This is a genomic window from Gordonia terrae, assembly GCF_001698225.1.
GTDB lineage: Bacteria > Actinomycetota > Actinomycetes > Mycobacteriales > Mycobacteriaceae > Gordonia > Gordonia terrae.
In genome coordinates, this window is sequence record NZ_CP016594.1 from 1,509,089 (window position 1) to 1,527,661 (window position 18,573).

At 66.7% G+C, this 18,573-nt stretch carries 19 protein-coding genes; 7 read left to right on the forward strand and 12 right to left on the reverse strand.

What is annotated here, in order from left to right; translation table 11 throughout:
* Positions 1-11 precede the first annotated feature (11 nt).
* A complete protein-coding gene (locus BCM27_RS06870; protein WP_004020186.1) occupies positions 12-1,484 on the forward strand; it encodes an amino acid permease in 1,473 nt (490 codons plus the stop codon).
* Here BCM27_RS06870 and BCM27_RS06875 read toward each other — a convergent pair.
* The gene (locus tag BCM27_RS06875) at positions 1,481-1,729 is read right to left on the reverse strand and encodes a DUF2530 domain-containing protein (protein WP_004020185.1); all 249 of its coding nucleotides are present in this window, start codon (positions 1,727-1,729) and stop codon (positions 1,481-1,483) included. The genes BCM27_RS06870 and BCM27_RS06875 overlap by 4 nt on opposite strands.
* Before the next feature lie 24 nt (positions 1,730-1,753).
* On the opposite strand from BCM27_RS06875, the gene BCM27_RS06880 reads away from it, so the two are divergent.
* Together BCM27_RS06880 and BCM27_RS06885 are read left to right on the forward strand one after the other, a co-directional pair.
* Entirely contained in the window at positions 1,754-3,322 is a 1,569-nt protein-coding gene (locus BCM27_RS06880; protein ID WP_004020184.1) for an NCS2 family permease, read from the forward strand.
* A 108-nt stretch (positions 3,323-3,430) separates the two neighbouring features.
* On the forward strand, positions 3,431-3,895 hold the full coding sequence (locus tag BCM27_RS06885) for a MarR family winged helix-turn-helix transcriptional regulator (RefSeq protein WP_004020183.1): 465 nt from the start codon (positions 3,431-3,433) through the stop codon (positions 3,893-3,895).
* Positions 3,896-4,200: 305 nt separating this feature from the next.
* Here BCM27_RS06885 and BCM27_RS06890 read toward each other — a convergent pair whose 3' ends face one another.
* Positions 4,201-5,424 carry a GNAT family N-acetyltransferase gene (locus BCM27_RS06890; RefSeq protein ID WP_033204974.1) on the reverse strand — a complete coding sequence of 408 codons (1,224 nt, stop codon included), beginning with the start codon at positions 5,422-5,424 and terminating at the stop codon, positions 4,201-4,203.
* Positions 5,425-5,504: 80 nt separating this feature from the next.
* Between BCM27_RS06890 and BCM27_RS06895 the strand changes: the two genes are divergently transcribed.
* On the forward strand, positions 5,505-6,359 hold the full coding sequence (locus BCM27_RS06895; RefSeq protein ID WP_004020181.1) for a TrmH family RNA methyltransferase: 855 nt from the start codon (positions 5,505-5,507) through the stop codon (positions 6,357-6,359).
* The gene (locus tag BCM27_RS06900) at positions 6,356-6,655 is read left to right on the forward strand and encodes a DUF2537 domain-containing protein (protein ID WP_004020180.1); all 300 of its coding nucleotides are present in this window, start codon (positions 6,356-6,358) and stop codon (positions 6,653-6,655) included. The genes BCM27_RS06895 and BCM27_RS06900 overlap by 4 nt, the downstream gene beginning before the upstream one ends.
* Before the next feature lie 3 nt (positions 6,656-6,658).
* Here the strand turns inward: BCM27_RS06900 and BCM27_RS06905 are convergent, their stop codons facing one another.
* From BCM27_RS06905 to BCM27_RS06930, 9 genes are all read right to left on the reverse strand, one after another.
* Positions 6,659-7,426, reverse strand: a complete 768-nt coding sequence (locus tag BCM27_RS06905) for a DUF6928 family protein (protein ID WP_004020179.1) — start codon at positions 7,424-7,426, stop codon at positions 6,659-6,661.
* Complete coding sequence (sepH, locus tag BCM27_RS06910) at positions 7,427-8,386, reverse strand: septation protein SepH (RefSeq protein ID WP_004020178.1); 960 nt, start codon at positions 8,384-8,386, stop codon at positions 7,427-7,429.
* Positions 8,387-8,619: 233 nt separating this feature from the next.
* Positions 8,620-9,765, reverse strand: a complete 1,146-nt coding sequence (gene serC / locus BCM27_RS06915) for a phosphoserine transaminase (RefSeq protein ID WP_004020177.1) — start codon at positions 9,763-9,765, stop codon at positions 8,620-8,622.
* 139 nt (positions 9,766-9,904) lie between these two features.
* Positions 9,905-10,255, reverse strand: coding sequence for a DUF6054 family protein (locus BCM27_RS26050; protein WP_004020176.1), 351 nt, complete (start codon positions 10,253-10,255; stop codon positions 9,905-9,907).
* Between the two features lie 67 nt (positions 10,256-10,322).
* A complete protein-coding gene (locus BCM27_RS25375; protein ID WP_004020175.1) occupies positions 10,323-11,024 on the reverse strand; it encodes a hypothetical protein in 702 nt (233 codons plus the stop codon).
* Between the two features lie 166 nt (positions 11,025-11,190).
* The gene (locus tag BCM27_RS25380; RefSeq protein WP_174316844.1) at positions 11,191-11,892 is read right to left on the reverse strand and encodes a hypothetical protein; all 702 of its coding nucleotides are present in this window, start codon (positions 11,890-11,892) and stop codon (positions 11,191-11,193) included.
* A 171-nt stretch (positions 11,893-12,063) separates the two neighbouring features.
* Positions 12,064-14,454 carry a TPR repeat domain-containing protein gene (locus tag BCM27_RS06925; protein ID WP_004020173.1) on the reverse strand — a complete coding sequence of 797 codons (2,391 nt, stop codon included), beginning with the start codon at positions 14,452-14,454 and terminating at the stop codon, positions 12,064-12,066.
* Positions 14,451-14,774 (reverse strand): invasin, encoded by a 324-nt coding sequence (locus BCM27_RS25645; RefSeq protein ID WP_141638820.1) that lies wholly within the window; start codon positions 14,772-14,774, stop codon positions 14,451-14,453. The genes BCM27_RS06925 and BCM27_RS25645 overlap by 4 nt, the downstream gene beginning before the upstream one ends.
* Positions 14,775-14,900: 126 nt before the next feature.
* Positions 14,901-16,028, reverse strand: coding sequence for a citrate synthase 2 (locus BCM27_RS06930; protein ID WP_004020170.1), 1,128 nt, complete (start codon positions 16,026-16,028; stop codon positions 14,901-14,903).
* A 168-nt stretch (positions 16,029-16,196) separates the two neighbouring features.
* Between BCM27_RS06930 and pdxH the strand changes: the two genes are divergently transcribed.
* Entirely contained in the window at positions 16,197-16,892 is a 696-nt protein-coding gene (gene pdxH, locus BCM27_RS06935) for a pyridoxamine 5'-phosphate oxidase (RefSeq protein WP_373194782.1), read from the forward strand.
* A 13-nt stretch (positions 16,893-16,905) separates the two neighbouring features.
* Here the strand turns inward: pdxH and BCM27_RS06940 are convergent, their stop codons facing one another.
* Positions 16,906-17,142: a hypothetical protein gene (locus BCM27_RS06940; RefSeq protein WP_033204971.1), complete on the reverse strand. Its 237-nt coding sequence runs from the start codon at positions 17,140-17,142 to the stop codon at positions 16,906-16,908.
* A gap of 158 nt (positions 17,143-17,300) precedes the next feature.
* On the opposite strand from BCM27_RS06940, the gene BCM27_RS06945 reads away from it, so the two are divergent.
* A complete protein-coding gene (locus tag BCM27_RS06945) occupies positions 17,301-18,569 on the forward strand; it encodes an MFS transporter (protein ID WP_004020167.1) in 1,269 nt (422 codons plus the stop codon).
* The last annotated feature ends 4 nt before the right edge of the window (positions 18,570-18,573 follow it).

Here is an 18,573-nt window from a genome sequence, read left to right on the forward strand (position 1 = left end):
GAACTCAGACCATGGCCGAAGACCTGACCGCCCCGGCCGGTGTGGACGAGGAGTTCCAGGACAGCGGATATGCGCCGGAATTACGCAGGACACTGGGCGGTTTCGCGGTGTTCGCGATCTCCTTCGCGTTCATCTCGGTCGCCGTCGGTGTGTTCGCCACCTACGGCGACGTGCTCACCACGGCCGGCCCCGTCGGTATCTGGTTGTGGATTGTCGCGGCGATCGGTCAGACACTCATCGCGCTCGTGGTGGCCCAGTTCGCCGCGCGAATCGCGCTGAGCGGTTCGTCGTATCAGTGGGCATCGAGACTGGCCGGCCCGAAGATCGGCTGGTTCTTCGGTTGGCTGAGCTTCTGGTATCTCGCGATCGCCGTGGTGGCGATGGACAACGCACTGGCGAGCCAGGCGTTCATGCCACTGGTGGGGATGGCCGAGAACGAGGACACCGCGAGGGTGATCACGTTGGTCATCCTCGTCGTGCAGGCGGTCCTCGTGATCGCGTCCACCCGGTTGCTCGGTCTGTTCACCTCGGCTGCGGTGGCCGTCGAGCTGGCCATCGTCGCGGTCCTGGTGATCGGGCTCGGCGCGGTGATGATCTTCACCGGCAGCGGAGATCTCGACAATCTCGCCTCGCGCGGGGTCGCCGAGGGCGCCGCCGATTACTGGGCCATCGGTGGCGGGGTGATGGCCGCGATGGTCATGGGCCTGACCACGCTGGTCGGTTTCGATTCCGCGGCCAACCTCGCCGAGGAGGCCAAGGACCCGTTCCGCAGTGTCCCGCGCGCCATCGTCGCATCGGTGGTCGCCGCTGCCGTGGTGGGTCTGATCTTCCTGATCGTGCTCACCATCGCCATCAAGGACGTCACGACGGTGAGTGCCGGGGGGTCTCCGGTCGCGGCGATCATCCGCGACCAACTGGGTCCTTTTGCTGAGCGAGTCCTGCTGGCGTGCATAGCGTTTGCGATGTTCGGTGCCGGCATGGTGGTGATGGCCGCATGTTCGCGGCAAGTGTTCGCGATGGCGCGCGACCAGCGGTTCCCGGCCCACCGGTTGATGCGCCGGGTCAACCCGGCGACCCAGACGCCGGTCCCGGCGACCCTGCTCATCCTCGCCGTGGGGGTGGTGCTCATGGTGGCCCTGCCCGGTGACGCACTCATCGAACTCATCATCGCCTCGACGATCCTGCCCGCCCTGATCTACGGCGGCATCGTCGTCCTCTATCTGGGAGTGCGCAAGCGGTTGGAGCACAAGGAGGGCGGTTTCAGCCTCGGCCGGTACGAGCTTCCCGTCGCCGTCGCCGCACTGATCTGGGTGTGCTTCGCGCTCTTCGTCCTCGTCACGCCCGACGAGGCGACGGTCCCCACCCTGATCGTCGGCGGTCTCATCGTCGTGGGTGCGCTCTACTTCGCGGTGATGATGGTCCGCAATCGCGCTGTGCTCGATCACGAACCGGGCGCCGACGAGTTCGCGCCGCGAGAACCCTAGTCGAGCCCCTCCTGCGCGCCGCGGTCACCGCGTCGGACGCCGGCACGCTGCACGAGGACGATCGTCGTCCCGAGCAGGCCGACGGCCAGCCCGACAAGACAGATCGGGAGCGCGCGGTCGCCGCCGAGATCGGTGACGGCCACGAGCACAGTGGCGATCACCCACGCGACCATCCCGACCACGATCACCGGCTCCGGGGCGCGCAGTGCGCGGGGTAGTTCGGGGATCTCAGGTGTCGCGGACATGGACAACAGGGTAGCTTTCGGAACGTGCCACACGATGAGCCGAGTGAGTCTCGCGATCTGAGGTCCTCCGACACCCCGGGTGCCGACGCACCGACGGGGCACCTGCCCACCGAACCCGACTTCCCGGCGACCACGCCGGGGCCGGACTCCGCCGTTCCCCACGGCCCGCTCGACCGGTTCTTCAAGATCTCAGAACGCGGTTCGACGCTCAACCGCGAGTTCCGCGGCGGTCTGGTCACGTTCTTCACGATGGCCTACATCGTGGTGCTCAACCCGATCATCATCGGCGGTATCCCGGGCGGCGAGAAGAACGCCGACGTCCTGGGCAACGTCCTGCCGCTGGCGCAGGTCGCCGCGGTCACCGCGCTCGTCGCGGGCGTGATGTCGATCCTGTTCGGCCTCGTCGCCAACTATCCGTTCGCGATCGCGGCGGGACTGGGCATCAACAGTCTGCTGGCGGTGTCGATCGCCCCGCAGGTGACGTGGCCCGAGGCGATGGGTCTGGTGGTCGTCGACGGCATCATCATCGTGTTGCTGGCCGTGACCGGATTCCGCACCGCGGTGTTCAACGCGGTGCCCCCGGAACTGAAGGCTGCGATCGCGGCCGGGATCGGTCTGTTCATCGCCTTCATCGGTTTCGTCGACGCCGGGTTCGTCAAGCGCATCCCCGACGCCGCCGGGACCACCGTGCCCGTGCAGTTGGGCAGCGACAACTCGATCTCGACCATTCCCACCCTGATCTTCGCCGTCGGCGTGCTGCTGATGGGTGTCCTGGTGGTGCGCCGGGTCCCCGGCGGTCTGCTGATCGGCATCGCCATCACGACCGTGTTGTCGATCGTGCTGGAGCAGATCTTCGACTACGGGTCGAGCGTCGACAACCCCTCGGGCTGGGGACTGAGTGTGCCCGACATCCCGAACGCCCTCGGCGGTCTGCCCGATCTCAGCCTGGTCGGCGACGTCGACCTGTTCGGTGCATTCACGCGGATCGGGGTGCTGGCGGCGTCGGTGCTGGTGTTCGCCCTGGTGCTCTCCAACTTCTTCGACGCGATGGGCACGATGACCGGCCTCGGCAAGGAGGCCGGGCTGGCCGACGAGAAGGGCAACCTGCCCGGGATCGGCCGCGCGCTGGTGGTCGAGGGCACCGGTGCCATCGCCGGCGGTGCCGCCTCGGCGTCGTCGAACACCGTGTTCGTCGAGTCCGCGTCCGGTATCGCCGAAGGTGCGCGCACCGGCCTGGCCAACGTCGTGACCGGTGTGCTGTTCCTTGTGGCGATGTTCCTGACACCGCTCTACGAGGTGATCCCGCTCGAGGCGGTCGCCCCCGCGCTGGTGGTCGTCGGTGCCATGATGATCGGCCAGCTCACGACCGTCGACTTCAAGCGGCTCGACTTCGCGCTGCCGGCGTTCCTGACCGTGGTCACGATGCCCTTCACCTACTCGATCGCCAACGGCATCGGCATCGGCTTCATCAGCTGGGTCGTGATGGCGACCGCGGCGGGCAAGGCGCGTACGGTGCACCCGTTGCTCTGGTTCGTCGCCGCGGTGTTCGTGGCCTACTTCGCGCGCGGACCCATCTCCGACCTCATCGGCTGACGGACTCGCGCGACGTTCGTCCGGGTTTGCCCGATTCAGTGTCGTCCGCCCGATGCAATTTGGTTGCGGTCGGGGCTGGGTACCGTTTTCCTGGCCTACCCTTTGTGAATGCATTCACCATACGGTGACGGAAGTCTGTCGGGCGATCTGTCCCTCGCCGTGGTGCGCCTCGCGCGCCGACTCCGGGGTCGGCGCGAGAACAAACTCGTATCGCTCACACAGCTGTCCGCCCTCAACACCCTCCACCACGAAGGACCGATGACGCCGGGCGCACTCGCGGCCGCCGAGCGGGTCCGCCCTCCGTCCATGACCCGGGTGATCGCGTCGCTGTCGGATCTGGGGATGATCAAGCGCGAACCGCACCCGACCGACGGCCGCCAGGCCATCGTGACGTTGTCGCCGGAGGGTGTCGATGTCGTGATCGACGAACTCGCCGCACGCAAGGCGTGGTTGAGCGACCGACTCGCCGAACTCTCCGCCGACGAGCGGGAGATCCTGCGCGAGGGCGTGCAGATCGTCAACAAGATCCTCGGACAGGCCGACACCGACGTACCGCGCTCACGCGCGATCTGATCCCTGCTCCCTGGTCCGGAACTTCCGCGAACCGCTGGTCCTGATCCGAAAGAAGCACGGCCTACCGCCCCCTAATCCGAAAGAACCACAAACCCACTGGTCCCTGAGGTGCGAGGAGCGATAGCGACGAGCCTCGAAGGGCCTGGTGAGATACCCTGCGAGACCCTTCGAGGCTCGCTTCGCTCGCACCTCAGGGAGCAGAAGATGAACGCTCCTGTCGTCGTCCACTACAGCCGCGAGGTCCGCTGACCGGTCTCCCCGCTCCGTGAGGAGTCCCGGAGCTTGCGGAGGGACGTCTCGAAGGGTCAGAAGAACGTGCCGGAGAACGGTGCGCGATCGGTCATGAACGCGTGGTCGAGGGCCCTCAGCGTCGCCGGGGAGTCGACGTGCAGGCGTCCCGCCGCCGCGAAGGCCGAGGGGCGGATCCCGCCCAGGTAGATGCTGGAGAGCACCGAGATGTCCAGCCGCACAGTGGGCGTCGCACCCGCCTTCGCCGGCGCGACGATCGCCCCGCCCTCGCGTACCGAGATGTCGAAAACGCCTCCGTGCCCGCGGAACTCGTCGGTCACCTCGATCACGGCGTCGAGATCGGCCGCATAGTGGCGGGCGCCGAGCGCTGCCGGGACGTCGAGGATGCGCAGCCACATCGTGTCCGAGGTGCCGGTCACCGACACCGACCGCGGATTGACCAGTTTCTGTGGCAGCGGATCGTCGACGGGGATGCTCGCGGTGATCGACGGGATGAGGTCGAGGTTGATCAGAACGCGCCACAGGTCGGTGTGCGCGTCGTCGGTGACCGCGAAGACCTCGTTGACCTCGCCGCGCACCGCGCCGGTCTCGTCCTTGTAGATGCGGTAGCTCGCGTAGCCGTCGGCGTGCAGCAGGTAGTGCAGTCCGCTCGCCGACAGGGGCCGCTCCGACGCCCGGTCGGCCAGGATGGGATTCCACCAGGCGGGGGTGCGGGTGAGGGCGCCTGGCGTGGTGAGGGTCCACCGGGCGTGGAGGTCGGGGATCGCCGCGGCCACCGCGTCGGCGTCGGCGTACCGGACGGTGGCGTCCTCGGGCTGCGCGGCCCGCATCGCCGCGCCCGGCGTCAACGACACCGAGTTCGCGAAACACGCCGGGCCGAAGCCGAACCGTTCGTAGATGGTTCCCTCGCTGGCGGTGAGGATCCCGAAGGTGTACTTCTCCGTCTCCCACTGCTCGACGAGTTCGGTGAGCATGCGGCGCAGGATGCCGCGACGCCGGTGGGTCGAGGCGACCGACACCCACGACAGTCCGGCCGCGTCGGACACACCGCCTCCGGGCAGCGACATCGACATCCGGTAGAACATCGCCACCCCGACGAGCGGTCGGGCGTCCAGACCGGTGTCGCGCACCAGCACGACGTCGTCGTCGGCGACCTTGCCCCGCAGATCGGCGACCTCGTCGTCGGGCAGCGGGTTGCGCATGGCGAACGCACGGGCATCGGTGGTGATGATGTCGGCCCAGTCCGCGTCGGTGGCGCGGTCGAGGGACAGACGTGACATCGGAGTCGAATCGCTGGTCACGCCTTCCACAGTTTCACACCCGTGCGCTGCCGGTTTCGTCCGGGTGGCACACTGTTGCGGTGCCCGGGCTCGCAGTGAACGTGATCGACATCGACGACCCGGCGGACCCGCGGGTCGACGACTTCCGCGATCTGAACTCCGTCGACCGACGACCGGACCTGCCGGTCCTGCCCGGTGGGCGTCCCGGTCGCGGTCTCGTCATCGCCGAGGGCGTCCTCGTCGCGCAGCGGATGATCGCCTCGCGCTTCGAGACCCATGCATTCCTGGGTGTCGCCAAGCGGCTCGACGAACTCGACGCCGATCTGCGGGACCCCTCGCTGACCGGCGTGCCGTTCTTCCGTGCCACCGCCGAGGTGATGGCCGAGGTCGTCGGCTTCCACCTCAACCGGGGCGTGCTCGCGGTCGCCCGGCGCCCGGTGGCGCTCACGGTGCCCGACATCCTCTCCAGCGCACGGACCGTCGCGATCCTCGAAGGTGTCAACGACCACGAGAACATCGGTTCGATCTTTCGCAACGCCGCCGGATTGGGCGTCGACGCAGTACTTTTCGGTCAGGGTTGCGCCGATCCGCTGTACCGCCGGTGCGTGCGGGTGTCGATGGGTCATGCACTGCTCGTGCCGTTCGCGCGGTTCGACGACTGGCCGCGCGGTCTGGACCTCCTGCGGGACCGCGACTTCCAACTGGTCTCGATGACACCCGACCCCGACGCCGTGACCCTCGCCGAAGCCGTCACCGCCGAGAAGGTCGGTTTCCTCGTCGGGGCCGAGGGGCCCGGCCTGACGGCGTCGGCGATGGCGGCGACCGACGTGAAGGCCCGGATTCCGATGAGCCGGGGCACCGACTCGCTGAACGTGGCGACCGCGGCGGCCGTTGCGTTCTACGAACGCGCACGATCGGGCACGATGGGGGAGTGACCGTCGAGTCGGAGAGCGGCGAGCCGACGCCGTGGGCCCTGGGGATCATCGTCGGCGTCTTCAGTGCGTTGTTCGCCGCGTTCGTCCTGGTCGGCGTCTATCAACTCATCGGCGGGATATTCCGCTTCCTCGGCATCGCCGCGGTCCTGGTCGTCGCGGGTGGACTCGGCTGGACCCTGTGGGAGTTCCGGGCGCGACCCGTGTGGCGCTGGGTGGTCTGGGGGTTGCTGCTCGGCTTCCTCGCCGGCGTCGCGTCGTCGATCGCGTTGCTCGCGCTGGGCCGTCCCGCTGCCTGACTCTCAGAAGCCGAAGTACTCGCGGATGCGGCCTCGCTTGCGGGCATGCTCGTCCGGCGGGGCCGTCCGCTCCTGCGTGCGCGAAGCCGTTGCCGCCCGGTAGTTGTCGTAGTCGGCCGCGGTCGGCTCGTACTCGGCCGGGTGAAGGGCGAAGCAGGTGACGGTGATCGACGAAGGGTCGAGATCGGACTCCGCGAGCGGGTGGGTGTAGCGGAACCCGAGCCACGCGCGATTCGACTCCTCGGCGAGGTGTGCGGGGTGAAAGGGCAGCGACATCGGCGCGGTGGGCACGCCCTCGGCATGACTCAGCGGGTGTTCACCACCCCAGAACGGTTTCTCGAAGGTGAACGGCAGGCCGTGGTCCTCGTGGATGGTCACGGGGTCGGCCGCGAAGGAGCGGCGTAGCGTCCCCGACTCCCATCGAGCGAACACGCCGAGGGACGTGTCCGGCTCGGCGTACAGCAGGGTCGTCGTCGCGCTGGGGCGGATCCGTGCGAGTGCGCGGGTCAGTGTCGACGGTGCTTTCGTCTCGAACAGCGAGCAGGACACGACGGCCAGCGGGCCGTAGAAGCCGGCGTAGACGTGGGTGTCGCGGGCTGCGGCGGCGGTCGCGAGATCGGTGTCCACGAGGGGGACGAGCACACTGTCGCCGAAGACGGCGGAGGCCAGCTGATGGGCGTGCTGAGAGTCATTGGCCGGACCGGTGCGGAGGATCGAGGCCGGATCGTCGGAGTCGATGAACCAGACGGTGGCCGCGCGCGCCGAGGCCACTCAGCTGTTCCCGTTGCTGCGCACGCCGAGCAGGACATCCTCCCACGCCGGGACAGCAGGTTTACGCGTCTTCTTCCGGCGCGGACGTTCGGGTCCGGCCGCGGGAGCCGACGGCGCGTCGTCCGTGTCGGCGTCGTCGGGCGGTGCGGGCGTGGGCTCGTCCGGGGTGTCCGCGGTGTCGCCGGAATCGGTGGGCTGGTCGTCGAAGCCGAAGTCGAACGGCACGGTGCCGTCGTCGTCGACCGGCCGCCGGTCGTGGCGCGCGCGTTGTGCACCGATGATCGAGTTCGCGTCGATGGTGACCTCTTCGCGTCCGTCCGGGGTCGTCTCTACGGCGACCTCGGGGGTGGCCACCGGGGTCAGCCGGCGACGGGGAGCGATGGTCTCGGGGTGGGTGAGTTCGTCGGCGAGATCGTCGAGCGGGTCGACGCTGCCACCGTGCGAGCCGGGCTGGTAGCGCCAGTGCGCCAGGTTGTCGGTTCGTCCGACGCTCCAGGCCACCTGCACCACCCAGTAGCCGTCGTCACCCTTCCATGCGTCCCAGTCGGCGTCGTTCGGGTTCTGGCCGTAGGCGAGGAGTCCCTCGGTGACCGACTCGACGAGCGTCGCGACGGCGGGGCCGTCGTGGCGGATGGGATGCGCGGCGCCGGCGAGTTCGGTGGCGCGGCTGCGTTCGAGGAGGACCGGGTGGGCGAAGCGTTCGATCTTGTCGACGCCCACCCCTGCTGCGGCCGCCACCTCGGCGACGGTTGCACCCGCTCGGATTCGTGCTTGGATCTCGCGTGGCCGCAATGCACTCTCCATCTCGATCTCGATCTGTCCCAGTCGTGAGATGTCGCCGCGGGCTGCGGCGCGGAGGCGTTCGTCGGAGGCGATCCGGAATTTCTCACCCGATTGCGGGTCTTGACAGATGACATGGAAGCCGTCGGTTTCCACTCCGACGACGCGGAGCTCACGCATCTGCTCCTCCTCCGGTGGGTGCACGCATTGGGGTCACATTAACTCACCGATCTGCCGATTCACTGTGGGACACGCGGCAAAACCGCAGTTCAGCACGCGTGGGGCTCAAGCGACGCCAGCGGTCGATGCGTCGGATGTGGTCTGTGGGAACCAGGCTACCGGTTCGTGAACCACGACCGGCGCGCCGCAACGATCTGTGCGGCGCGCCGGTGGTCGACGGATCTACGAGGCGGTCAGAGACGCTCGACGATGTAGTCGATGCACTCGGTGAGCTTGCTGACGTCCTCGGGCTCGATGGCCGGGAACATGCCGATGCGCAGCTGGTTCCGACCCAGCTTGCGGTACGGCTCGGTGTCGACGACCCCGTGCGCGCGAAGGATTTTGGCGACGGCCGCGGCGTCCACATCGTCGTCGAAGTCGATGGTGCCGACGACCTGGCTGCGGTTGGCTGCCCCGGTGACGAACGGGGTCGCGAACTGGCTGGCCTCGGCCCACCGGTAGAGGCGTGAGCTGGAATCGGCGGTGCGCGAGACACACCAGTCCAGGCCGCCGTTGTTGTTCATCCACTCGATCTGGTTGGCGAACAGCAGCAGCGATCCGACAGCCGGGGTGTTGTAGGTCTGGTTCTTGCTGCTGTTGTCGACGGCGGTCGGCAGCGACAGGAACTCCGGGCACCACCGGTCGGTTTCGGCGATCTCCGCGACGCGGGCGAGCGCACGCGGGCTCATCAGGGCGACCCAGAGTCCACCGTCGGACGCGAAGCACTTCTGCGGCGCGAAGTAGTAGACGTCGGCATCGGCGATGTCCACGGGCAGGCCGCCCGCACCCGAGGTGGCATCGATGGCGATGAGCGCGTCATCGGAACCGGCCGGACGCACGACGGGAACCGCCACACCCGTCGAGGTCTCGTTGTGGGCCCAGCCGATGAGGTCGACGCCGCCGAAGTCGTCCGCGGTCAGCGCGGCCGGATCGGGTGCGGTGCCGGGGTCGGTCGAGATGACCGCGGGGGAGTCGAGGAAGGGGGCCTTCTTCGCGACCGTCGCGAACTTCGACGAGAACTCGCCGTAGGTGAGGTGCAGCGAACGCTGCTTGATCAGGCCGAACGCCGCGGCATCCCAGAACGCGGTGGTGCCACCGTTGGAGATCACGACCTCGTAGCCCTCGGGCAGGGAGAACAGGTTCGACAGGCCCTCGCGGATCGAGCCCACGACGTTCTTCACCGGGGCCTGACGGTGGCTGGTGCCGAACACCGACGCACCGGTGTCGACGAGGGACTGCAACTGCTCGGGGCGCACCTTCGACGGTCCGCAACCGAAGCGGCCGTCCGACGGCAGCAGGTCGGCGGGCAGGGTGACGGGTGCGGTGGCGGCTTCGCTCATGTCGGCAATTCTAGGGAGTGGTCCCCGCCACCTCGGGTTCGGTCCCTGCAAACCCGGTGACAGCGCCGTCTCCGGCTCGGTTGCCTCTGCATGTACGCGCGACGAGTGCAAGACGCGCCTGTGCACATGAGTGTGCGGCTCAGGCGGACTGGCGTCCGATGATCGTGTCCAGATGGCCGACGAACTGCGACAGGAACGCGTCCTCGCCGTAGAAATTGAGCTTCCAGAACACGGCCTGGCTACCTCCGGATGTGATGGCGACCAGGTTGAGCTCACGTCCGCGACCTATCAGCGTGACGGTCAGACTCAGCCGATTGTTACCAACCATGCTGTAACGCTCGAAGACGAGAGTTGCGCAACGGACGTCGCCGACCGTGATGTCGCTGCCCGCCTCGTAACTGGCCGACGAGCTGCCGTTGAGAACGCAGGCGTGGATTGCGTGGAGGACTTCGTCGAAGTCGCCGGTGAAGGCGCGCTCGTGCTTGGACATGTGTTCTCCTTGGTGTTTCGGTGGCGAGCGCGTCCGGCCACGTCAGCTATCTCTCGATCCGATGTGATCACGGGGGTGGCCACTCGGGCGACTGAGGAAGCACCGGGAACTGTTCCGGCCGAGGTGAAATCGCGGTCACCGAGTCCGTGTCTTCGGTCACGACCTGGCCGCGGTACGCGGGATGTGATCGGACGATTTCTCTTCCTCGGGACAGGCATGTCGCCATTCTCGGATCGTCGCGGACGCTGCGGTATACGACCTGCCACGGTTCGAACGCGTCGAAACGAGGGGCCCTGTCGCCGGAGTCGATCGGCGCAACTCGGTTTGCATCCTGTCGCGGATCGATCGCATCAGGCGATCGGGTGGCGTCTACGGCGTAAGCCGAGCCGCCGAGATATCCACCGGCCTTGGGTTCGTCGAGCTTAGGGATCAGCCCGAAGTTGTAAGCGCAAACGAGGGCATGAACAGAGTCGCGCGTAGAGGAGAGCGACGCAAGGTGAACGAACAGGGTGCCGTGCTTAGCGGTCAGATTGGTGCGGTCTCCGCTGAAGGTGTAGGCGCCCGGGATGCCGAAAGCGTCCTCGGCCGCGGCCTCTGCTCCAGGATAGTTTCGTGGACCAGGGACGCTGAGAATGCTCCCTGCCTCAGTGGTCGCGCGCACGACTTCGGCCGGACGGGAATGAAGATCGACTCCGGGTTCGCTTGACCAGACAACGTTGATCCTGCCAACCAGATGATGAGGGAATCGATAGGTGGCGGGGGTCTGCACGGAGGCCGGAGCATCTCCTGCCATTTGAGCTGTCGTGGCTGCCGCTGAAGACGAAGCCCTGTTGAGGCTGCGAACACGCGGTCAGAGGCAATACGATCACCGCGCACGCTGCAAGTTTGAAGTAATCGATCCGCATCGGTCTACTTGAATGTCGCAAGCTGTCTAGTCAGGATTCCGGCCATGCGGGAGACTGAGGCAGAGTCGGAAACCCTCTTTCGCCGAACAGTTTCGGCACCAACTCCGCAGGGGATCCGTCGGACGCGAAAGGGCTCTGGCCGGAGTACGCCGGAATCTGATCGAGCATTCGGGCTGCCCATCGACTGCAGGGTCGCTCACTGAAGGGCGGTTCCGGCGGCGCTGGAGTCCCTCGTCGAACTGCATCGAACTTCCACGGGTAGAAAACGTCGAAATTCGGGGCACGCGCGGTCGCCCCTGCAACTACATCCCGACCGACACCTGCCCGTGGATCGGTCTTGCCTCCGGGAAGTTGGGCAACGAAGCTGAATTCGGTCGCGTTGAGGTAATCGCTCTCCGGCTCTTGTGTCTTCACATCGGCGCGACCGTTGGTTGTGTAACACCCGCGGGCGGAGACTTGGTTTTCGCTGGAATCCAGCTCGAGGATGGTGGCGTACAGAGTGCCGAAATACGCTGGCTTATCACCTTCCGGCTGTTCGGGTGCGAAGAGGCAACTCATACGATGGTCGACGGCCGGGGCGGGAGCGGCGGCAACTGCACCGGGATAAGCGGCCTGCCGGCCGAAGATCGACAACTGGCATGACTCAACATAGGCGCGCGCCAACTCGGCTGCTCTGCTGTAAAGGTTGATTTGGTCGGGTGCAGACCAGACCGCGTTGTAGGGACCGGCCACCCCAGTGGGGAAACGGTAAGTACTGGGCTCGGAACTCGAACTCGTCGAGGCTGGCATCTTCCCGCGTCCATTGTCCTGCGGCGATACCGATGTCGAGCAAGAGATGACGGAGAGTACTGCACATAGCGCAATGACAGTGAGAACCGATGGAGGCCGGAGTAGGAGTTTCATCTATTCGGGGCCGTTCAGAATCATGTTGTCGTAGTTGTCGGGATCGGTTGGATCGAAATGCTTTCTACCATCCGTGTCCCCGGTGCTGGTGCCGGCGTGCAGTGAAGCGACAAGGCTGGATTCAGATCCCAATGCTCTTTCCATCGCGCCTAATAGCTCGCCGGTATCGCCATTGTGCTCACTAAGGATTTGGGCCAATGGTTTGAGTCGGCCGTCCGAGCCATACCATGCCTCGGACTTGCCGCCGATGTCCGGGATTCCCTCCGTTGCTGAGAGTGCGCCATACACAAGATGGAGTTCGTCCTCTGAAGCAGATCCGCCGCCGACAGTTCCTGGCGGTGGCCTGAAGTCAAGGTCGCCTGCTGATTCGGCAGGGAAGAGCCACGGCGAAGCTGCCGTACCGGCTGCGCCGGCAGCAATAACCGCAGGATGGGGTACTCCGGTCAACCCGGCTGACGCCGATGCCACGATGTTTCTGATCTTCGAGCCGGTAGCGTTCTTTTCTTCAGCACTTATATTCTCATCGATCTGGAGATCGTACTCAGCCCCGTAAAGACCGGCTTGCCCGAGGGCGCGCAGATTGGCGCTTAGCGTTGACAGAGAGCGTGCTCGATCCGGATCAGAGGAAAAGTCCTCGGCAGCCAACGCGCCGTTGCGGATAGTCTGGTCCAAGATGTCGCGATAGAGATCGGCTCCCGCTCCGGTGCCGTCTGGATTCTCCGATGTCGGTTGGCCATACGTATTGTCGCTCGCGATGAGAGTGAACAATCGTGCGGTGCGCTGCTGCAACTCACTTGCATCGAGTGACGGATCGAACCCGGGGTGACCGTGGACCTCTGAATGCCCGCCGGCGAGAATATTCAAGTACGGCAGGGACGCTTCTCGAAGCGCTTGTGCCAGGTGAGGGTTGATCTTCCCGACCGCATCGCCGGACGAGTTCGCGTTCATCAGTCCGGCAAAGTTGTTGTCGCCGTCCGTGGTTGTTGCGTAGTCGAACAGTCCTGTGAAAGCGCGGTCGGCGAGAGCGGTCTGCGCTGGGTCGCCGCTCGTGCCGTCGTCGCGAATCCAATCGATGAGACCGCCTGCGGCGTCGCCGCCATCCTCCCAGTCGTGTTTGAGCACGTACCCGAGCATGTTGTCTCGGTCATAATCGGCGAGTTCCTCGCCGCTGGAGTACTCACCAGTGAGGATGGCGGCCGACGCCTCGTGGTTTCTGGTGCCCACGTCCATAAAGGTTCGGATCGTATCCTCGTAAGTTCGTGTGAGTGTCTCGTGGCCGTCGCGTGGTCCGCCGTAGTTGATCTCGGGTGCAATCAAACCGCTGTCGTCGGCGCTCCGGCTTGCACCTCCGGCAGCTTTACGGATGAGCTCGGTACCGAATCTTTCTCCCGGCGACACGTTTCCGGAGTTTGCGAGGAGACCGGCGAGTGGAACATCGAAGTTTCGGATGCGCGCTCCGTCATTGGAGTTGTGGTTACTCGCCCAGTCCTGCACCCAACCGGGCAGGTACTGATACCCGGTATTGGCGCCGACGTTCTCGTTCGACAGGGTGAGGAGGCCTTGGCCGAGGGCCTTGGACCAGGCGTCTCCGGTGGGTGTGTGCATGCCGTCGAACTTCGACTTCAGATCGAACAGTCCGTCTGACCCGACCGAACCGTAGAACGTGTGAAGGTACTCCTGGACACCACGCGGGACGTCGTCCAGCTTTTCGCCGTTCATCAGCCGCGCGATCTGCTCGTCGCTCAGGCCCGCCGCTCTCAGGCTGCGCCCGACCGCAGCAGCCTCTTCGTCGGTCCAGCCATCGGCGGCCAGCTGGCCGTGGCGGCGCCCGTCCTGCGCGCTGAGGGTGAGTGCCGGCGGTGCGATGGTGTTCAGGTTCCCGACGGCGGTCTGGATCAGAGCGGCGTGATCGGAGGCTGTGGTGGCCAGCTCGTCAGCTTTCCCCTTCACGAAGCTGGTCATCTCACCCTCCATGTCGGCGATCTGACCAGGAGTCAGCTCGTCGTCCTCCTTCGGGACGTACCGCATCTTCCACGACGGATCGGATTCGCTGACCAGCAGGAAGCGCTGCATGGATGCACCGAGCAGGGCGCCGTTGACTGCGGTCTTCGACGAGTCGATTGCCGCAGCGGCGTTGTTGAGCGCTGTTTGAAGGTCGTCGACCTTGGCCGCTACCTTCTTGGCCCACCCGTTCTGGTCACTCGCCCGCGCATTGGCCGCCGACCTGGCGCCGCCGGCCCACGACGTGTTGGGCACCTGGTCAACCGTTCGTTCGGCTGCCTCGGAGTTCTCTCGAATGGCATTCGCAAGGCAGGTCAGCTTCGCCTCGGCCAGCTCCCAGGGCCGCCACGAATCCATGATCACTTTTGTGAGGGGCGGGTGCCCGCTCATCGGGGTGGCTCGTTCTCGAGGAGAGCGGAAAGGGTACGGAACTTGGTCGCGTTCTCGCCGTCGACGTCGACCGCGATCGTGCGCGCTGCGCGCACGGCAGAGGCGAATGTCTCCCACTGCCCGGATACGGCTGTCTGCGCCTGCGTCAGTTTCGCTGTGGCGTCGGCACCCGCGCCGACGAGAGGTGAGTTCGGCATCGACGTGTTGATGGTGGCGGTGACGTCTGGCCTAGACGCGGACTCGATGAAGTAGCCCATGCCCTCGAGCGCACCCGCGACGCCGTCCATCGCACCTGAATTGACGACAAAATCCCCGCTCATCGTTCCCCCGACAGTCGTTGTGAGCACGTGACTTGGGAACACTTTACGATGCCGGCCGCGACCCGACGAGCGGGTGTCCACAACCGACCCGACCAGCCTGAACCTGGTCGCGGCTGTGGAAGGGACCTACAGCCCCGGCTTCACGACGTCGCCCCAGCCCTCGACGTCTTCGGGGCGCCGGGGGCTCGGACCGGTGTAGATCGCGGCCGGGCGGACCAGCTTGCCGAGCCGCTTCTGCTCCAGGATGTGCGCGCACCAGCCGGCGGTCCGGCCACAGGTGAACATCGCGGGCATCATGTGGGTCGGCACCTCGGCGAAGTCGAGGATGACCGCCGCCCAGAACTCGACGTTGGTCTCGATGGCGCGGTCGGGGCGTCGTTCCCGCAGTTCGGTGAGCGCGGCCTGCTCGAGTGCGGCGGCGATCTCGAAGCGAGGGACGCCCAATTCCTGTGCGGTGCGGCGGAGCACGCGGGCGCGCGGATCCTCTGCGCGGTACACGCGGTGCCCGAAGCCCATCAGCTTCTCCTTGCGGTCGAGGATTCCCTTCACGAGTCCTCGTGCGTCGCCGGTGTTCTCGACCTCTTCGATCATCGGCAGGACGCGGGCGGGGGCGCCGCCGTGCAGCGGTCCGGACATGGCGCCGATCGCGCCCGACAGCGATGCCGCGACGTCGGCCCCGGTGGAGGCGATCACCCGCGCGGTGAAGGTCGACGCATTCATCCCGTGCTCGGCGGCGCTGACCCAGTAGGCGTCGATCGCGGCGATGTGCCGGGGATCGGGGTCGCCCTTCCACCGCGTCATGAAACGTGCGGTGACGGTGTCGCATTCGTCGATCACGTGCTGGGGGACGGCGGGCTGATGGATGCCCCGCGCCGACTGCGCCACGTACGACAGTGCCATCACCGATGCGCGGGCGAGATTGTCGCGGGCGGTGGCGTCGTCGATGTCGAGGAGCGGCTGGTAGCCCCAGATCGGTGCGAGCATGGCCAGCGCGGCCTGGACGTCGACCCGCACGTCGCCGGTGTGGATCGGCAGCGGGAACGGTTCGGCCGGCGGCAGACCGTCACCGAACTTGCCGTCGACCAGCAGGGCCCACACGTCGGCGAAGGTCACCTTGTTCTCGACCAGGTCTTCGATGTCCACGCCGCGATAGCGGAGATTGCCGCCGTTCTTGTCCGGTTCGGCGATGTCGGTCGTGAAGGCCACCACGCCCTCGAGTCCGGCGACGAAATCCTCGGGAACAGTGTTGGCCATGGCAACCCACCTCACTCGACGTCTGTGTCGTGCATCCGCGGGGGATGCGATCCACGACGAACTGTAGATCAGCACGCCGCCCCGCGTGTACCCCGGAGTAACGAGCGAGGTCGGAGTAGCGTCAGGACGGTGCTGGACGAGTCGCGCGACCCCATCGACCTGCCGAACATGCGCGTCGGATATGGCGGCGGGATTCCCCCCAACATCGGCGAGGGTGACCGTGCAGCCGGGGCCGACGGCATCCGCGAGAACCTCGACCCGAGTTGGCTGCGCGGCGACCCGCCGTGGCTGGACCTCTTCGGAGTCTGGCTGCGCGAGGCCATCGACGCCCGCATCGCCGAGCCCAATGCGATGGTCCTCGGAACTGCCGACGCGGAGGGCCGACCGTCCACGCGCACCGTCCTGTGTAAGGGAGTCGACGCGAACGGCGTGGTCTTCTTCACCGGTTATCAGTCGGACAAGGGGCGGCACCTCGCCGCCAACCCGTATGCCTCGGTGACGTTTCCCTGGATCGCCCTGGAACGGCAGGTGCACTTCCGCGGTCCGGTCGAACATGTCAGTGCCCTGGAGATCCAGGCGTATTGGGAGCTCCGACCCCGCGGTTCGCAGCTGTCGGCAGCCGCGTCCGAGCAGTCACGGCCCATCGGCAGTCGCGTCGAACTCGAGCAGAAGGCCGCCGAACTCGCCGAAGCCTACGGCGGGTTCGACGAGGGCGCCGAGGTCCCGGTCCCGTCCGAGTGGGGCGGGTACCGCATCGTTCCGGTCGAGGTCGAGTTCTGGCAGGGTCGAGCGAACCGCTTGCACAACCGGGTTCGGCTGACCCACGTCGACCACACCTGGCGTGCCGAGCGGCTGCAGCCGTGAGTGTCGGGGCCCGTCAGCGGTAGTCGAGACGGTTCGGGTAGAATCCGGCGATGCCGCACTGCGCCTGGGCGAAGATCGGTGCCCGGTACACGTGGTGGGACACGCGCACGCCGTTCACCCAGATCGTGCACCGGGCGTAACCGCCCCACGACGTGATGTTCGCGGCCGTCTGCTGCCGCTTCTTGTGTGAGACGAAAGTGATTGTGGTCGACCACAACCGGGTCTTCGGATCGAAGTCGCGCAGGTTCATGCCCACCTGCGTGGTGCGAGGCGCCCAGCGAAGGTGCGACCGCCCCTCGGGCGACAACGACCCTAGCGGAGAGCGGCGGCATCGCCGACGTCACTCTCCACAGGGCAGTCGTCGGCCTGCGTGACCCGCCCCCGGGCGGCGGTCATAGCATCGTGGAAATGGCCCGCCTTCTCGCCGACACCGCGCCGCTGCGCAATCACTACTTCCGGCGGCTGTGGCTCGCGAACATCGTCACCGTGATCGGCGCGCAGCTGAGTGTCGTCGCGGTGCCCGCTCAGATCTATGAGGTCACGGGGAGTTCGGCGTACGTCGGGCTGACCGGGGTGTTCGGTCTGGTCCCGCTCGTCGTCTTCGGCTTGTGGGGCGGGGCCCTGGCCGACGTCGTCGACCGTCGGACCCTGCTGATCATCACGACCATCGGCCTCATCGTCTGCAGCGCACTGTTCTGGGCACAGGCCGCGATGGGCGGGCAGAACGTCTGGATCGTGTTGGTGCTCTTCGGCGTTCAGCAGGCCTTCTTCGCCGTGAACCAGCCCACGCGGACGGCGGTACTACCTCGACTCCTCGACACCAAGGACCTGCCCGCCGCGCTCTCGCTGAACATGACGGTGATGCAAGCGGGCGCCATCGCGGGGCCGTTGGTCGGCGGCTCCCTGATCCCGGTTCTCGGCTACTCGCTCCTGTACTTCGTGGACACCCTGTTCCTGGTGCCGACGCTCATCGCCGTCATCATGTTGCCGTCCCTGCGACCGGAGAGCGAGGCAGCGCCGAAGGTCGCGGGCCTGCGCTCGGTCCTCGACGGCCTTCGGTACCTGGCCGGGCACAAGATCCTCCTGGCATCCTTCCTCGTCGACCTCATCGCCATGATCTTCGGCATGCCGCGGGCGCTGTTCCCACAGATGGCCCACGAGAACTTCGGTGGCCCCGAAGGCGGTGGCATCGCGTTCGCCTTGCTGTTCACGGCAATCGCCGCGGGAGCCGTCGTCGGCGGGATCTTCTCGGGTTGGGTCGCCCGCGTGCAGCGGCAGGGTCTCGCGGTCATCGTGTGCATCATCATCTGGGGTCTGGCGATCACCGGGACGGGGATCGCGGTGTCGTTCGCCGACGGCGCCGCCATGCCGATGCTCGTCGTCGCGGTCGTGCTGCTGATGATCGGTGGGGCGGCCGACATGGCGTCCGCGGCGTTCCGGCAGACGATCCTGCTGGCGGCCGCGACCGACGAGGTGCGGGGCCGACTGCAGGGCGTGTTCATCGTCGTGGTGGCCGGCGGCCCGCGGATCGCCGACGTCGCCCACGGCGCCGCGGCCGCCTCGATCGGGGTCGCCGCCGCGACGGCGTTCGGGGGCATCGCGGTCGTGATCGCGACGATCGTGGCCGCACTGATGATCCCGGCGTTTGTGCACTATCGCGCCGGTCAGCGCACCTGAGGGC

Excerpts from the sequence above, each read along its gene's own strand:
- BCM27_RS06875 (WP_004020185.1), bottom strand. The coding sequence starts at position 1,729 with ATGTCCGCGACACCTGAGATCCCCGAACTACCCCGCGCACTGCGCGCC.
- BCM27_RS06890 (WP_033204974.1), bottom strand. The coding sequence starts at position 5,424 with ATGTCACGTCTGTCCCTCGACCGCGCCACCGACGCGGACTGGGCCGAC.
- BCM27_RS06925 (WP_004020173.1), bottom strand. The coding sequence starts at position 14,454 with ATGAGCGGGCACCCGCCCCTCACAAAAGTGATCATGGATTCGTGGCGG.
- BCM27_RS26050 (WP_004020176.1), bottom strand. The coding sequence starts at position 10,255 with ATGTCCAAGCACGAGCGCGCCTTCACCGGCGACTTCGACGAAGTCCTC.
- serC (WP_004020177.1), bottom strand. The coding sequence starts at position 9,765 with ATGAGCGAAGCCGCCACCGCACCCGTCACCCTGCCCGCCGACCTGCTG.
- BCM27_RS06930 (WP_004020170.1), bottom strand. The coding sequence starts at position 16,028 with ATGGCCAACACTGTTCCCGAGGATTTCGTCGCCGGACTCGAGGGCGTG.
- BCM27_RS06885 (WP_004020183.1), top strand. The coding sequence starts at position 3,431 with ATGCATTCACCATACGGTGACGGAAGTCTGTCGGGCGATCTGTCCCTC.
- BCM27_RS06940 (WP_033204971.1), bottom strand. The coding sequence starts at position 17,142 with ATGAACCTGCGCGACTTCGATCCGAAGACCCGGTTGTGGTCGACCACA.
- pdxH (WP_373194782.1), top strand. The coding sequence starts at position 16,197 with ATGCGCGTCGGATATGGCGGCGGGATTCCCCCCAACATCGGCGAGGGT.
- sepH (WP_004020178.1), bottom strand. The coding sequence starts at position 8,386 with ATGCGTGAGCTCCGCGTCGTCGGAGTGGAAACCGACGGCTTCCATGTC.
- BCM27_RS25645 (WP_141638820.1), bottom strand. The coding sequence starts at position 14,774 with ATGAGCGGGGATTTTGTCGTCAATTCAGGTGCGATGGACGGCGTCGCG.
- BCM27_RS06870 (WP_004020186.1), top strand. The coding sequence starts at position 12 with ATGGCCGAAGACCTGACCGCCCCGGCCGGTGTGGACGAGGAGTTCCAG.
- BCM27_RS06945 (WP_004020167.1), top strand. The coding sequence starts at position 17,301 with ATGGCCCGCCTTCTCGCCGACACCGCGCCGCTGCGCAATCACTACTTC.